This is a genomic window from Streptomyces sp. LUP30 (assembly GCF_001746365.1).
GTDB lineage: Bacteria > Actinomycetota > Actinomycetes > Streptomycetales > Streptomycetaceae > Streptomyces.
In genome coordinates this window covers 13,783-28,809 of the sequence record NZ_MJAJ01000061.1, presented here as the reverse complement: position 1 = coordinate 28,809, position 15,027 = coordinate 13,783, and the positions used below count along the sequence as shown (strand labels likewise).

Genomic DNA, 15,027 nt, shown 5'->3' with positions numbered 1-15,027 from the left:
GGCCTCCAGGGCCGGCTTCAGGTCCAGTGCGGCGACGGTCTCCTCGCTCACTTCCGTGTCTCCTTCCCGGGCTCCTCCGGCGGCCGGTCGAACTCGTCGGTGACCGTCGGCTGCGCGTTCCCGTCCCCGCCGGTCCAGCGCACCACGAGCTCGCCCAGCGCGGTCTCCTGGTCCAGGGCGACGGCCTTCTCGCGGTACAGCTCCAGCAGCGCGAGGAAACGGGCCACGACGGTGAGGGTGTCGTCGGTGTCCTCGACCAGCGCCCGGAAGCTGGCCTCGCCGAGCTCCCTCAGCCGGGCGACGACGATCCCGGCCTGCTCCTGCACACTCACCAGCGGCGCGTGGATGTGGTCGACGTACACCTGCGGCTCGGCCCGGGGCTGCATCGCCTTGACCGCGAGCTTCGCGAACCCTTCCGCGCCGATCCTGATGACCACCTCGGGCAGCAGTTCGGCGTGGTGCGCCTCGAGGCCGACGGTGCGGGGGTAGCGGCGGCCCTCGCTCTCCAGGCGGTGCGTGAAGATGTCGGCGATCTGCTTGTAGGCCCGGTACTGCAGCAGTCGGGCGAAGAGGAGGTCGCGGGCCTCCAGCAGCGCCAGGTCGGCCTCGTCCTCGACCTCGGCGGCGGGCAGCAGCCGCGCGGCCTTCAGATCGAGGAGTGTGGCGGCCACGACCAGGAACTCGGTCGTCTGGTCGAGGTCCCAGTCGGGGCCCATCGCCCGGATGTGGGCCATGAACTCGTCGGTGACCTTCGACAGCGCCACCTCGGTGACGTCCATCTTGTGCTTGGAGATCAGCTGGAGGAGCAGGTCGAAAGGCCCCTCGAAGTTGGCGAGCCGCACCTTGAAGACACCGTCGGCCACATCCCGCGAGGCGGTGGCGTCAGAAACCGCTGGGAGCGGCTCCGCCGCATCCGGTCGCCCCGCGTCCGGCTCCGCCGCACGCGGTTCCCGGACGGCGTTCCCCGGCACGTCCGACCCACGGACTTCCGAGGCCGTCGCGTCCGGTCGCCCGGCGTTCGGGTCCGCCGTGTCCGTGTCTGCCGCATCCGGTTGTGGTCGCGGTTCCGGAGCGGCCGGGGCGGGCGGGTCGGGGGTCGGTTCGGCGAACGGCGGGGCCGCCCCCGGTCCACGCCCCAGCACGCGCCGGCGGCCGGATGCGCCGCCGGGGGCGGGGGCGGGAACGTCGTTCGAGGTCATGGCCCTCGCAGGCTACCGCTACCGCCCGCGAAGTCGTCGTACGAGGATGCTGGCGTCCCCGCGGCTCTCCAGGTCGGCTAGGACCACGGCGACCGCCTCGCGGACGATGCGCCCCCGGTCCACGGCGAGTCCGTGTTCGCCGCGGAGCACCAGCCGGGCGTGCTCCAGGTCCATGAGCTCCTCGGCGGAGACATAGACGGTGATCTTCTCGTCGTGGCGCTCACGCCCGCTGGGCCGGCGAGCCGCCGCCCGCCCGCGCTTGCGCTGCTGGCCGTCGTCCGGGGCGCCCGCGGCAGAACCTTCCTGCGCGCCCTGACGCCGCTCCGGACGCTCCCCCGAGGCGCCCCTGGTGCGGGACTCCCCGGCGTCGGTCCGAACGGAGTCGGCCGCCGCGTGCTCGGCGCCCTCGCCGTCACCGCCCTGCGCGGGTACGGCCTGCGGCGCGTCCTCCGCACCGGTGGCCGCCACCGCGTCGCTCTCGCCGGCCGGCGCCGGCACCCGGGCCTCGCCGTTGGCGGGGCGCCGGGGTGCGGACGGCTGAAGCGCCATTCCCCCTGTCGTACGGAAGAGTTCGTCGGCCCCCGGCAGACTCACTCGGCGTGACACCGGGCGAGCACCTCCCTGGCGAGCTGACGGTAGGCGGCGGCGCCGACGGAGTTGGAGGCGTACGTGGTGATCGGCTCACCGGCGACCGTGGTCTCCGGGAAGCGGACCGTGCGTCCGATGACCGTGTGGTAGACGTGGTCGTCGAACGCCTCGACGACCCGCGCGAGCACCTCACGGCTGTGCACGGTGCGCGAGTCGTACATCGTCGCCAGGATGCCGTCGAGCTCCAGCTCCGGATTGAGCCGCTCCTGGACCTTCTCGATGGTCTCGGTCAGCAGCGCCACACCGCGCAGTGCGAAGAACTCGCACTCCAGCGGCACGATCACCTTGTGGGCGGCCGTGAGGGCGTTGACGGTGAGCAGACCGAGCGAGGGCTGACAGTCGATGACGATGTAGTCGTAGTCGTCCATCAACGGCTTGAGCGCACGCTGGAGCGTGGACTCGCGCGCGACCTCGGAGACCAGTTGCACCTCGGCGGCCGACAGGTCGATGTTGCTGGGCAGCAGGTCCATGTTGGGGACCGCCGTCTTGAGGAGCACCTCGTCCGCCGCCATGCCCCGCTCCATGAGCAGGTTGTAGACGGTGAGGTCGAGCTCCATGGGATTGACGCCCAGACCGACCGACAGCGCGCCCTGCGGGTCGAAGTCCACGAGCAGCACCCGCCGGCCGTACTCCGCGAGCGCGGCACCCAGGTTGATGGTCGACGTCGTCTTGCCCACGCCGCCCTTCTGGTTGCACATCGCGATGATCTTCGCGGGGCCGTGCTCGGTCAGCGGGCCCGGGATCGGGAAGTACGGCAGCGGGCGTCCGGTCGGACCGACGCGCTCTCGGCGCTGTCGGGCCGCGTCGGGCGCGAGCGTGGCCGCGTATTCCGGGTCCGGCTCGTACTCGGCATCGGGATCGTAGAAGTGCCCGTCGGGCAGTTCGTCGTAGTCGGCGAAGTGGTTGCGGGGCGCGCCACTTCCGTCGCCGGCCATGGCGTTCACGTGATGGCCATCCATGCTCTGGTGTGCTGACAGAGCCACATGGGGACTGCGCTGGCTCTGGTGGGCTGCGAAGGTTCGGACAGCGACGGAGCCGACAGCCTCGAGCCCCGCGGAACCCGGGTCCCGCGTAGGCATTCCTGGTTGACCACCCCCGGGAGCAAATGTCGACTCATTCACAAGTCGTCTTACCTCCTTGGTGACCAGGAAACTTCTAGACAAGGTCAGCGTGGCACCATGCCGACGGTTGGCGACTCTATGGCGTGTCGGGCGTTCGCAGCAACACAATCCGCCGGACCCGGCCCGATGTGTCGGCAATGAAACATCCCTCTGTCAAGGGCGTACGGCCGTCGCACGGCAGGTTTCACGGGTGTGCGAATCGGTCGAAGAGTTACGTTCGAGGCGAGTTGACCGAGAGCCGCAAAGTGACCATACACACATCCGGCCGGACCTTGTCGGGCAAGGTCCGGCCAGGTGGACGCGGTTGACGCGCCTTGTTGACGTATCGCCTTTACGAAAAGGTGACTTGGTTCCCCGGTGCCCCCGGACGCCGGTCGGCTCAGCCGAGCAGCGAGTCCAGCTCGACGTGCTCCAGGCCGTGCGCCTCGGCGACCTCGCGGTAAACGACCTTGCCGTCATGGGTGTTGAGACCCTTGGCCAGCGCCGGATCGCGGCGCAGCGCCTCCACCCAGCCCTTGTCCGCCAGTTCGACGATGTAGGGCAGCGTGGCGTTGGTGAGCGCGTAGGTGGAGGTGTTGGGGACCGCGCCGGGCATGTTGGCGACGCAGTAGAACACCGAGTTGTGGACCGGGAAGGTCGGCTCGGCGTGCGTGGTCGGACGGGAGTCCTCGAAGCAGCCGCCCTGGTCGATCGCGATGTCGACAAGGACACTTCCGGGCTTCATCCGGGACACCAGCTCGTTGGTGACCAGCTTCGGGGCCTTGGCGCCCGGGATGAGCACGGCGCCGATGACGAGGTCGGCCTCCAGGCACGCCTTCTCCAGCTCGAAGGCGTTGGAGACGACCGTCTGGATCTTCGTGCCGAAGACCTTGTCGGCTTCCTTGAGCTTGTTGATGTCCTTGTCGAGCAGGGTCACGTGGAAGCCCATGCCGATGGCGATCTGCGCCGCGTTCCAGCCGGAGACGCCACCGCCGATGACGACGGCCTTGGCGGCCAGCACGCCCGGGACGCCGCCCGGCAGCACACCGCGTCCGCCGTTGGCGCGCATCAGGTGGTAGGCGCCGACCTGGGGGGCCAGCCGGCCCGCGACCTCGGACATCGGGGCGAGCAGCGGCAGCGCGCGGCTCGGCAGCTCGACGGTCTCGTAGGCGATCGCGGTGGTGCCGGACTCGACGAGGGCGTCGGTGCACTCCTTGGACGCCGCCAGGTGCAGGTACGTGAAGAGCGTCTGGTCCTTGCGGAGGCGGTGGTACTCCTCGGCGATCGGCTCCTTGACCTTCAGCAGCAGGTCAGCCGCGGCCCACACCTCGTCGGCGGTCTCCAGGATCTGCGCGCCGGCGGCCACGTACTCCCCGTCCGTGATGGACGAGCCGACACCGGCGCCTCGTTCGACGACGACCTGGTGGCCGTGGCGCACGAGCTCGTGCACACCGGCGGGGGTGATGGCCACCCGGAACTCGTTGTTCTTGACCTCGCGGGGGATGCCGACCTTCACGTCGATCACGGTCCTTGGCTCAGAGGGTGTGGGGGTACAGCGAAGACATTCCCGGAGGTACAGGACACACCGGGACGCACCGCAGGAGAACGTGCGGCAGAGCCAGTCTAATGAAGGCGTTCCCTCTGTCTAGCCTTTCATTGCATCAATCTTCAGCGGATGTACTGCGGATTTCGCAGGCGTTAGCGGCGTGTTCCGGCTGTTCGGGCCCCGTATCGCCGTCCGAGGGCTCCTCTTCCAGGATGCGCTCGGCCGCGCCCCGGTGCAGGCGGGCCGCCGCCGGGTCGCCCAGGCGCTCCAGGGTGTCGGCCAGTCTCAGCTGCACCGCGGCCTGCAGCCGGGTGTCCTCGGCGCGCCTGGCCCACTCCACCGCCTCCTGGCAGGTGCGCAACGACTCCTCGGGGCGGCCCGCGTACTCCTGGACCCGGGCCAGCTCGCTCAACGCCCTTGCGTGCGCGGCCACATCGCCGTTCTTGCGATGCCCCGCGGCGGCGGCCCGCCAGGCCCGCTGGGCCTCGCCGTAGCGCCCTGCGTAGGTGTGCGCGGTGGCGATGCGGCCGTACACACGCGCGGCGTCCGCGCGCTCGTCGCGGGCCAGGCGCTGGGCGAGGGCCCGGCCGAACCAGTCGGCGGCCCGCTCGTAGTCCCCGAGCTCCAGGTGGGCGCCGCCTACGGATTCCATCGCGCGGCCGGTCGCGTACGGGTCGTTCGCCTCGCGTCCGGCGTCCAGTGCGGCCCGGTAGCGCACCAGCGCCTCCGCGGTGCGGCCCGTCCGGGCGTCGACGTCGGCCAGGTTCAGCAGGGCCGCGGCCTTCTCCCGGGGCAGCCCGCGGCGCTCGGCCACGTCCAGGACGAGCTGGTGGACGCCGTAGAGGTCCGGGGCGGCCGCCTGGGTGCCCAGGTGCGCGACCATCGCCCGCACCAGCTGGGACATCAGCCGGCGGGCGAGGGTGTCCAGCTCGCCGTCCGCGACCGCGAGGCGGGCCGAGGCCAGCAGGGCGGGCCGGCGCACGCTCAGCCAGTCGGCGGCCGCGCGCGGGGTGGGGAAGCGCAGGGCACGGGGCATGCCCTGGAGCTTCTCGCGGGCCTGGGGGCTGTCGGTCTCGGTGATGGCCCGGCAGGACTGCAGCAGCCGTACCGTGCGCTCCAGCATGCGGGCGCGGGCCAGCTGGAGCTCGGCCGGACGGTCGTGCGACTCGGCGGCGGCGCGCAGCAGAGGGTGCAGACAGCCGGGGATCTCGTACTGGGGCAGCGGGGAGTCCACGGCCCGCAGCAGCCCGAGGGCGGTGAGGTCGTCCAGTGTGGTGCGGGCGGCGACCACCGAGCAGCCGGCCAGCGCGGAGGCGGTGTGCGGGTCGGCGAGGCCGGCCGGGGCCAGGCACAGCAGCCGCAGCACCCGGGCGGCCGGGGCGGGCAACGCGGCGTGCACGAGTCCGAACACCCGGCTGAGCGGCGAGCCCTCGTCGATCTCCGCGTGGAGTTGCCTGGCGAAGTCGGCGACGGCGGCCTGCGGACGGGCGGCGAGCCAGCCGCCGGCCAGCGTGAGGGCGGCGGGCTCGCCCTGGCAGGCCTCCACGAGCCCCTCGGCGGAGAGCGGGTCGACCGTGATGCGGACGGAGCCGGTGTACCGGGTCAGCAGTTCGAGGGCGGACTTCGTGTCCAGGCCGCCCAGGGTGCAGGGGCGGACGTCCGCGATGCCGGTGAGGGGTCCGGACGAGACGGCGACGAGCAGGCACTGGGGGGCGTCGGGAAGCAGCGCGTCGACCTGTTCGGCGCCGGTGGCGTCGTCGAGCAGGAGCAGCACCCGTCGCCGGGCGAGGGAGGCGCGCAGGAGGGCCGCCAGGTCGTCCTCGTCGGCGCCGGCGGGGGACGGCACGTCGAGCGCGGCGAGCAGCTCCCGGGCCGCGCGCTCGACCGGCACGGGCGTGCCGTCGGGCTCGGCGAGACGGGCGCGCAGCACTCCGTCGGGATAGCGGTCGGCGACCTGCCGGACGAGTTCCTCGGCGAGCGCGGTCCGGCCGGAGCCGGGCCGGCCGGCGATCAGGAGCACGCGCGCGCGAGGGGCCTTCCGGCCGGAGATGGTGTCCAGCCCCGCGCGCTCGATGTCGGCGCGCAGTTCCTTCAACTCCCGGGTGCGGCCCAGGAAATGGCCCTCTGTCGCAGCGTGTCCGGACAGCTGCGCGCCGCCTGTGTCCACTGCCTGATCCGTCACGGGCCACACTCCCGTCCCACCGCGCACGCAACCCGCCGGGACTCCGGATCGGGTGATTCCAGAGCCTAGTTCACGCTCTGCGACGTTCCGGGAGGAGCACGGCGGGGCGCGGCCGGACTCCCCCGATCGGATCAGCCGATCGTCACACCGCGAGCGGCCGGAGGGGTCGCGGGCGGGCCGACGCGGACGGCGCCGGACTCGCGCGCGGGTGACCGGGGACCCGCAGCGGGCGACGGGTGGATCCAGGCCCGTGCGGGTGGCGCGGGAGGGGTGAATTCAGGCCTGCGAGCGGGAAGGCGGCACGGGCGCGTGCGGGCCCGTGACGGGTGCCGGACGACGGGCGTGACGGGCGGCGGGTGACGGGCGGGTTCAGGCCTCGAACGGACGGGCCGGCCAGGGCGCCTCCGCCGGGCGCAGCGCGTCGACGCCCTCGCCGGCGCGGGCGGCCGCCAGCGACAGCACGCCGACCACCAGGCAGTTGTTGTGCACGTCGCCCGCGAGGACGGCCCGGACCAGGTCGGCGACCGGCACCCGCGCGTGCTCCATGTCGGCCTCCTCCTCCTCGACCGCGAAGCGCTGCCCGTCCGCCTCCGACAGCCCCCGGGCCAGGAAGATCCGCACGGACTCGTCACAGCCGCCGGGGGTCGTGTACACGTCGGTGAGAACGCGCCAGTCCTCGGCCTTGACGTGCGCCTCCTCGTAGAGCTCGCGCCGGGCCGCGTGGAGCGGGTTCTCGCCGGGCACGTCGAGCAGACCGGCCGGGATCTCCCACAGCTTGTGCCGCACCGGGTGGCGGTACTGCTTGATCAGCAGCACCCGGTCCTCGTCGTCGAGGGCGAGGACCGCCACGGAACCCGGATGGACCTGGTAGTCCCGGCGGACCACCGAGCCGTCGGGCATGACCACCTCGTCGGTGCGCACCGAGGTCTTGTTGCCCACGAAGGGGGTCTGGGTGGCCCGGATCTCCCACGCCTGAGGAGTGTCCTTGATCGTCATGCCTTGCGTCCTTCCACCGTGCCACCTGCGCAAACGAAACCGGGGTGCAAACCCTTGAAGGTTTGCACCCCGGCCACCGTACAACTGGTGTGTTACTTCGAAGTCTGCCCCGCGGCGACCTTCCGCTCGACCGCCGCCTTCACCAGGCCGGCGAACAGCGGGTGCGGACGCGTGGGCCGCGACCGCAGCTCCGGGTGCGCCTGCGTGGCCACCAGATAGGGGTGGACGTCACGCGGGTACTCGACGTACTCGACGAGCTTGCCGTCCGGCGAGGTGCCCGAGAACAGGATGCCCGCCTTCTTCTCCAGCTCGGCGCGGTAGGCGTTGTTCACCTCGTAGCGGTGCCGGTGGCGCTCCTCGACGTACTCCTTGCCGTCGTACACCTCACGGACGATGGAGCCCTCGGCCAGCTTCGCCGGGTACATGCCCAGACGCATCGTGCCGCCCATGTCGCCCTCGCCCGCCACGATGTCGAGCTGCTCGGCCATCGTGGAGATGACCGGGTGCGCGGTGGCCGGATCGAACTCGGTGGAGTTGGCGTCGCCGATGTCGGCCAGGTTGCGCGCGGCCTCGATCACGATGCACTGCAGCCCCAGGCACAGGCCCAGCAGCGGGATCCTGTTCTCACGGGCGTAGCGGATCGCGCCGACCTTGCCGAGCACACCGCGGTCGCCGAAACCGCCCGGGATGCAGATCCCGTCGACGTCCTCGAGCTGCGCCTTGGCGCCCGCCGGGGTCTTGCAGTCGTCCGAGGTGACCCACTTGATCTTCACGCGGGCCTTGTTGGCGAAACCGCCGGCGCGCAGCGCCTCGGTGACCGAGAGGTAGGCGTCGGGCAGGTCGATGTACTTGCCGACCAGCGCGAGGGTGATCTCGTGGTCGGGGTTGTGGACGCGGTCGAGCAGGTCGTCCCACGTCGTCCAGTCCACGTCGCGGAACGGCAGGTCCAGCTTGCGGACGACGTAGGCGTCCAGGCCCTCGCCGTGCACGGTCTTGGGGATGTCGTAGATCGAGCGCGCGTCGGGGCAGGCCACCACGGCGTCCTCGTCGACGTCGCACATCAGCGAGATCTTGCGCTTGATCGCGGTGGGCACCTCGCGGTCGCAGCGCAGGACGATCGCGTCCGGCTGGATACCGATGTTGCGAAGCGCCGCGACGGAGTGCTGGGTCGGCTTCGTCTTCAGCTCGCCCGAGGGGCCGATGTACGGCAGGAGCGAGATGTGCACCACGAAGACGTTGTCCCGGCCGACCTCGTGCCGGACCTGGCGGACCGTCTCCAGGAACGGCAGCGACTCGATGTCGCCGACGGTGCCGCCGACCTCGGTGATCACGACGTCGACCTCGTCCGTCGCCATGCGGCGGATGCGGTGCTTGATCTCGTTGGTGATGTGCGGGATGACCTGGACGGTGTCGCCGAGGTACTCGCCGCGCCGCTCCTTGGCGATCACCGTGTTGTAGACCTGACCGGTGGTGACGTTGGCGGAGCCGTCGAGGTCGCGGTCGAGGAAGCGCTCGTAGTGGCCGATGTCCAGGTCGGTCTCGGCGCCGTCGTTGGTGACGAACACCTCACCGTGCTGGAAGGGGTTCATCGTGCCCGGGTCGACGTTCAGGTACGGGTCGAGCTTCTGCATCACGACGCGCAGTCCCCGCGCCTTGAGCAGCATGCCGAGGCTGGAGGCCGTCAGACCCTTGCCGAGCGAGGAGGCGACACCCCCGGTGACGAAGATGTGCTTGGTCGTCGTGGATTTGGGCGTCATGGCCAAGAGGGGGCTCCCGTGGTCGCGATTGGGGTGTGCGGTTCGGGGGCTTCGAGACCACCGGTCCACGGGCTACCAGGGTATCAGCGCCTCGGAGAGATGGCTCCCGGCCACGCTCCGCGTACGGCCCGACACGGAAGGCCGTTCCAGCACCGGTTTCTCACCCGTTGCTCACCCGTTCGGCCCACCCGCGTTGCCGGGAGCGGCACGCAGATCATCTACGTGCGTCGTATCCTGCTCGGACACTCACTGCCGAGCCCGGTCGGCAAGACGGCACACCCCCGCCCGTCCCCCACCGGAACAACGAGAGCTCGTCAGTTCGTTGAGCAATAATCGGCGTTTTGCCCTCAGGGCCGAGCGGCTGCTTTGCTTCAGCGCTCAACGACGCATTACAAACGACCCCTTGACCGCACTAGCGACAGCCCCCGTGTCCCATGGGGGTGACGTGGCCGTTCGACTGGAGTTGCACGTGGCCGGGCGCATCGAAGACTACGCACTCATCGGAGACATGCAGACCGCCGCCTTGGTCTGCCGTGACGGGACAGTGGACTGGCTGTGCCTGCCCCGCTTCGACTCGCACGCGATCTTCGCCGGTCTGCTCGGCACCGAGGAACACGGGTTCTGGCGCCTCGGTCCGGCGCACGCCTCCGACGCGCCGCCGCCGCGCGCGGCCCGGCGCACCTACCGCGGCGACTCGCTGATCCTGGAGTCCGAGTGGGACACCCCGCGCGGCACGGTCCGGGTGACCGATTTCATGCCTCCCCGTGACGGCGCACCCCAGCTGATCCGGATCGTCGAGGGCGTCTCGGGCCGCGTGCCGATGCGCTCGACGCTGCGGATGCGGTTCTCCTACGGCCGGGTGGTGCCGTGGGTGCACAAGCACGAGGGCCGCACGGTGGCCGTGGCCGGCCCGGACTCGGTGTGGTTCGACACCGACTGCGAGACCTACGGCAAGTCTCTGACCACGTACGCCGACTTCACGGTCGCGCCCGGCGACCGCATCGCGTTCACGATCTCGTGGGAGCCCTCGCACAAGGAGCCGCCCCCGCTGCCGGAGCCGGAGCAGTCCCTGGAGGCGACCGAGGAGTTCTGGCGCGAGTGGGTCGAGCACTGCACGTACCACGGCCCCTACCGTGAGGCGGTGATCCGCTCCCTGATCACGCTCAAGGCGCTGACATACGGCCCGACCGGCGGCATCGTCGCCGCGCCCACCACGTCCCTGCCGGAGGACATCGGCGGCGTCCGCAACTGGGACTACCGCTACACCTGGCTGCGCGACGCGGCGATCACCCTGTCCTCGCTGCTGCGCACCGGCTACCGCGAGGAGGCCCGCGCCTGGCGCGAGTGGCTGCTGCGCGCGGTCGCCGGCGACCCCGAGAACCTGCAGATCATGTACGGCATCGCCGGCGAGCGCGAGCTCGGCGAGGCCGAGCTGGACTGGCTGCCCGGTTACGAGAACTCCGGCCCGGTCCGGGTCGGCAACGGCGCCGCGCACCAGCTCCAGCTCGACGTCTACGGCGAGGTCACCGAGGCCCTGCACCTGGGCCATATGACCGGCCTGGCCCGCAACGACTACGCGTCCCTGCTCCAGCTCAAGCTGATCCGCTACCTGGAGCAGCACTGGGACGAGCCCGACGAGGGCATCTGGGAGGTGCGCGGCCCGCGCCGCCACTTCGTGCACTCCAAGGTCATGGCGTGGGTCGCGGTCGACCGCACCATCAAGCTGATCGAGTCCGGCGACGCGGACGGCCCGCTGGACAAGTGGCGCGAGCTGCGCGACGACATCCACCGCGACGTGTGCGAAAAGGGTTACGACAAGGAGCGCAACACCTTCACCCAGTCCTACGGCTCCAAGGAGCTGGACGCGTCCTTGCTGCTCATCCCGCAGATGGGCTTCCTGCCCCCGGACGACAAGCGGGTGATCGGCACCATCGAGGCGATCCAGCGCGAGCTGTCCACCCCGGACGGCTTCATCCTGCGCTACCCGACCTCCGGCGGCGACGAGGGCGTGGACGGCCTCCCGGGCGACGAGGGCGCGTTCCTGGCCTGCTCGTTCTGGATGGCGGACGACCTCGCGATGATCGGCCGGGTCGACGAGGCGCGCAAGCTCTTCGAGAAGCTGCTCTCCCTGCGCAACGACCTCGGTCTGCTCGCCGAGGAGTGGGACCCGCGCCTTCAGCGCCAGGTCGGCAACTTCCCGCAGGCCTTCAGCCACGTCCCGCTGATCGACACGGCGCTGCGGCTGACGGCGTCGGGCGCGTACGGCGGCTGAGCTCCGGGGGCCGAGCTCCGGAGCCCGAACTCCGGGGGCTGATTTCCCGGGCCCAGGTCTTACGGACCGGTGACGTGCGGCCGCCGAACAGGACCGGGCGGCCGCGCCCACCTACGCTGGAGCCATCTGCCCCTGCACGGAAGGGGGCGCCACATGGCCTCCCCATCGAAGGCGGGCGCGGCGCTGTCCGCGCTGCGCGAGGAACTGGTCGGCGACGTGTTCGCCCCGGAGGATCCGGGTTACGACGAGGCCCGGGCCGTCTTCAACGCGATGATCGACCGCCGTCCGGCCGTGATCGCCCAGTGCGTCGACGAGTCCGACGTCGTTCGGTCGCTGCGCTTCGCCCGTGACCTGGACCTGCCCGTCGCGGTCCGAGGGGGCGGACACAGCGTCGCGGGCATGGCCCTCGGCGACGGTGCCCTGGTGGTGGACCTGCGTCACATGCGCGGCGTCACCGTCGACCCCGGCGCCGGGACGGCACGGATCGCCGGCGGGGCCACCATGAGCGACCTGGACCGCGCCTGTCAGCCCCACGGGCTGGCCACGACCGGCGGCCGGGCCTCCACCACCGGCGTCGGCGGCTTCGTCCTCGGCGGCGGCACCGGCTGGCTGGACCGCCGGTTCGGCCTGGCCGTGGACAACCTGCTCGGCGTCGAGCTGGTCACCGCGGAGGGCCGGCAGGTGCGCGCGACCGCCGACGAGCACCCGGACCTGTTCTGGGCGCTGCACGGCGGCGGCGGCAACTTCGGCATCGCCACCGCGCTCACCCTCGAGCTGCACGAGATGCCCGAGTTCTCCATCGCACTGCTGCTCCACCTGCCGGAGTTCGGCCCCGAGGTCACCCGCACCTACCGGGACGTGATCACGGCCGGGCCGGACGAGGCGGGCGGCGCCGTCATCTACTTCACCGGTCCGCCCGCGGAGTTCGTCCCGCCGCACCTGGTCGGCTCACTGCTGTGCGGGGTGCTGCTGACGTACGCCGGCCCGGAGGAGGACCTGCGCAAGCTCGCGCAGCCCCTGCTGGCGCTGCCGCACGAGGCCGAGGTCGTCGGGGCGATGCCGTACGCCGACGTCCAGTGCATGCTCGACGATCCGCCCGGGATGCGGAACTACTGGTCGGCGGAGTACCTGACCGGCGCCCCGGACGACTTCGTCGACGTGTACTGCGCCCGCGGCCGGGCCATGCCCGTACCGACCGGCACCATGCACACGCTGTTCCCGCAGGGCGGCGCCATCGGCGCCGGCCCGCACGAGTACCCCGTGCCGTACCGCGACGCGCCCTGGGCCGTGCACCCCTTCGGGCTGTGGGCGGACCCGGCGGACGACGAGCGATGCGTCCAGTGGGTCCGGGACGTCCGGGCCGACGCACAGCCGTGGAGCACCGGGGCGGTCTACCTCAACTTCATCGGCGACGAGGGCGCCGACCGGGTCGTGGCGGGCGTCGGCGAGGCGAACGCCCGCCGGCTCGCCGACGTGAAGCGCGGCTACGACCCCGAGAACGTGTTCCGCTTCAATCACAACATCAGGCCCGCCTGAGACCACCACGCAGATGCCGCCGGAAGGTCCGCGCAGGTAGCGTCCGCTGCATGGACAGCCGCCCCGACCACCGATTCGACAGCCGGAGCGCCGGTATCACCGTGCAGCGCGCCCTGGAGCTGCCCGGACTGCGCAGCGGGCTGCCCGAGGTCCTCGCGGGCGGCGAGCGGCTGGACCGCACGGTGCGCTGGGTGCACGCGGGCGAGGTCCCGCACATCGCCTCGCTGCTCAAGGGCGGGGAACTGCTGCTGACGACGGGCTACGGTCTCGGCACCCGTCCGGCCGAGCAGCGGGCGTTCGTCCGCACCCTGGCCGAGCGGGGCATCGCGGCCCTGGTGATCGAGCTGGGACCGCGCTTCGACCGGCTGCCCGCGGCCCTGGTGGAGACGGCGCGCACGACCGGGCTCCCCCTCGTCCAACTGCACCGCGAGGTGGCGTTCGTGACGGTCACGGAGGAGGTCCACACCGAGATCGTCAACGGGCACTACGCCCTTCTCCAGCAGGCCGAGGAGGTGCACCGGCGCTGTACGCAGGCCCTGCTCGGCGGCGGCGGGATCCCGCAGGTGCTGGGCATCCTGGCCGACTTCGGCGACAACCCGGTGTTCCTGGAGACGACCGACGGACGGCTGCTGTACGCGGCCGGCGAGGGCCCTCGGGGCGCGGATCCGCTCCAGGTGTGGGAGGGGCTGCGCGGGCCGCACAAGGACGCGCCGCCGCCCGCCGGTTCGGTGCTGGTGGACGTGCCCGGGGGCGGGCCGGGGGCCGGGGCCGTGCGCGCCCGGCTGGTGCAGCTGCCCGTGCGCGCCCCGCTCGCTCCCGTGCACCGCATCGCGGCCGAACGGGCGGCCGGGGTCCTGGCGGTGGTGCTGATGCAGGCCCGTCAGGAGGAGGAGCTCGCCGCGCGGGGCCGGGGCGACTTCCTGACCGACCTCGCCGAGGGCCGGATCGCCGCGGAGGACGCCCCGGCGCAGGCGCGGGTCCTCGGCTTCCGGCCGGCCGCCGGCCCGCTGCTGCCGGTCGTCATGCGGCTGGGCGACGGCATCTCCCCGGGTGGGGGCTGGGCGGTGCTGGCGCGGGCGGTCGCGGAGGAGCTGACATCGGTGGGCGTGCCGGTGCTGCTGGGCGTGCGGCCGGTGGAGGGCCGGGTGCCGGTGCTGCTGGGCCTGCGCTCGGAGTCGGAGCGGCCCGCGGTGGCGGACCGGGTCGCGGCGGCGCTGCGGGCCGGGGTGGAGCGGGCCGGGATGCAACGGCCGGGTGCCGCGCCCCCGGTGGTGGTCGTGGGGATGGCGGGCGGCTGGGCGGCCGCCTCGGCGGGGCTCCGACACGCCGCGGAGACGGCGACGGCCGCGCAGGGCCTGCCGGACCGCCCCTGGTACGACGCCCGTCGGCTGGACATCGACCTGCTGCTGTGGCGGCTGCGCGACCACCGCGACCTGGCGGCGTTCGTGGACCGTGCGATCGGCCCGGTCCGCGATCACGACCAGCGCTCCAAGCCGCCGCTGCTGCCGACCCTGGAGACGTATCTGGCGCACGCCGGCCGCAAGGCGGAGACGGCCCGCGAGCTGCACCTGAACCGCCAGACCCTCTACAACCGGCTCGCGCGCATCGGCGAACTGCTCGGCACCGACCTCGACGACCCCCAGACCGTCCTGGCGTTGAGCCTGGCGCTACGGGCGCGACGTCACGTGCCGTGACCCCGGGAACGCCACTGTGGACCGCCGGGGCGGTCCGCCGGGGCCGTCGACCGTGCTCGGTCGGTCCGCCGCGTCATCGGTCCGGCAGCTGTTCCTC

Annotated in this window: 10 protein-coding genes; 3 read left to right on the top strand and 7 right to left on the bottom strand. The window is 72.1% G+C overall.

Annotated features, from left to right (window positions below):
- Window positions 1-47 precede the first annotated feature (47 nt).
- From BG482_RS34740 to BG482_RS34710, 7 genes are all read right to left on the bottom strand, one after another.
- Entirely contained in the window at window positions 48-1,199 is a 1,152-nt protein-coding gene (locus tag BG482_RS34740) for a ScpA family protein (protein WP_069773200.1), read from the bottom strand.
- An 18-nt stretch (window positions 1,200-1,217) separates the two neighbouring features.
- Window positions 1,218-1,805 (bottom strand): hypothetical protein, encoded by a 588-nt coding sequence (locus BG482_RS34735; protein ID WP_079142515.1) that lies wholly within the window; start codon window positions 1,803-1,805, stop codon window positions 1,218-1,220.
- Window positions 1,790-2,926, bottom strand: a complete 1,137-nt coding sequence (locus tag BG482_RS34730; protein ID WP_079142513.1) for a ParA family protein — start codon at window positions 2,924-2,926, stop codon at window positions 1,790-1,792. Before BG482_RS34730 ends, BG482_RS34735 begins: the two co-directional genes overlap by 16 nt.
- Window positions 2,927-3,347: 421 nt before the next feature.
- Entirely contained in the window at window positions 3,348-4,472 is a 1,125-nt protein-coding gene (ald, locus tag BG482_RS34725) for an alanine dehydrogenase (protein WP_176741547.1), read from the bottom strand.
- Window positions 4,473-4,608: 136 nt separating this feature from the next.
- The gene (locus tag BG482_RS34720) at window positions 4,609-6,675 is read right to left on the bottom strand and encodes a tetratricopeptide repeat protein (RefSeq protein WP_069773197.1); all 2,067 of its coding nucleotides are present in this window, start codon (window positions 6,673-6,675) and stop codon (window positions 4,609-4,611) included.
- Between the two features lie 369 nt (window positions 6,676-7,044).
- Complete coding sequence (locus BG482_RS34715) at window positions 7,045-7,671, bottom strand: NUDIX hydrolase (protein ID WP_069773196.1); 627 nt, start codon at window positions 7,669-7,671, stop codon at window positions 7,045-7,047.
- 92 nt (window positions 7,672-7,763) lie between these two features.
- Window positions 7,764-9,428 carry a CTP synthase gene (locus BG482_RS34710; RefSeq protein WP_069773195.1) on the bottom strand — a complete coding sequence of 555 codons (1,665 nt, stop codon included), beginning with the start codon at window positions 9,426-9,428 and terminating at the stop codon, window positions 7,764-7,766.
- A 469-nt stretch (window positions 9,429-9,897) separates the two neighbouring features.
- Between BG482_RS34710 and BG482_RS34705 the strand changes: the two genes are divergently transcribed.
- The 3 genes from BG482_RS34705 to BG482_RS34695 all read left to right on the top strand — a co-directional run bounded on the left by BG482_RS34705 (window position 9,898) and on the right by BG482_RS34695 (window position 14,930).
- Window positions 9,898-11,700, top strand: coding sequence for a glycoside hydrolase family 15 protein (locus BG482_RS34705; RefSeq protein WP_069773194.1), 1,803 nt, complete (start codon window positions 9,898-9,900; stop codon window positions 11,698-11,700).
- 153 nt (window positions 11,701-11,853) lie between these two features.
- A complete protein-coding gene (locus BG482_RS34700) occupies window positions 11,854-13,236 on the top strand; it encodes an FAD-binding oxidoreductase (protein ID WP_069773193.1) in 1,383 nt (460 codons plus the stop codon).
- A gap of 50 nt (window positions 13,237-13,286) precedes the next feature.
- Window positions 13,287-14,930, top strand: a complete 1,644-nt coding sequence (locus tag BG482_RS34695; protein WP_069773192.1) for a PucR family transcriptional regulator — start codon at window positions 13,287-13,289, stop codon at window positions 14,928-14,930.
- The last annotated feature ends 97 nt before the right edge of the window (window positions 14,931-15,027 follow it).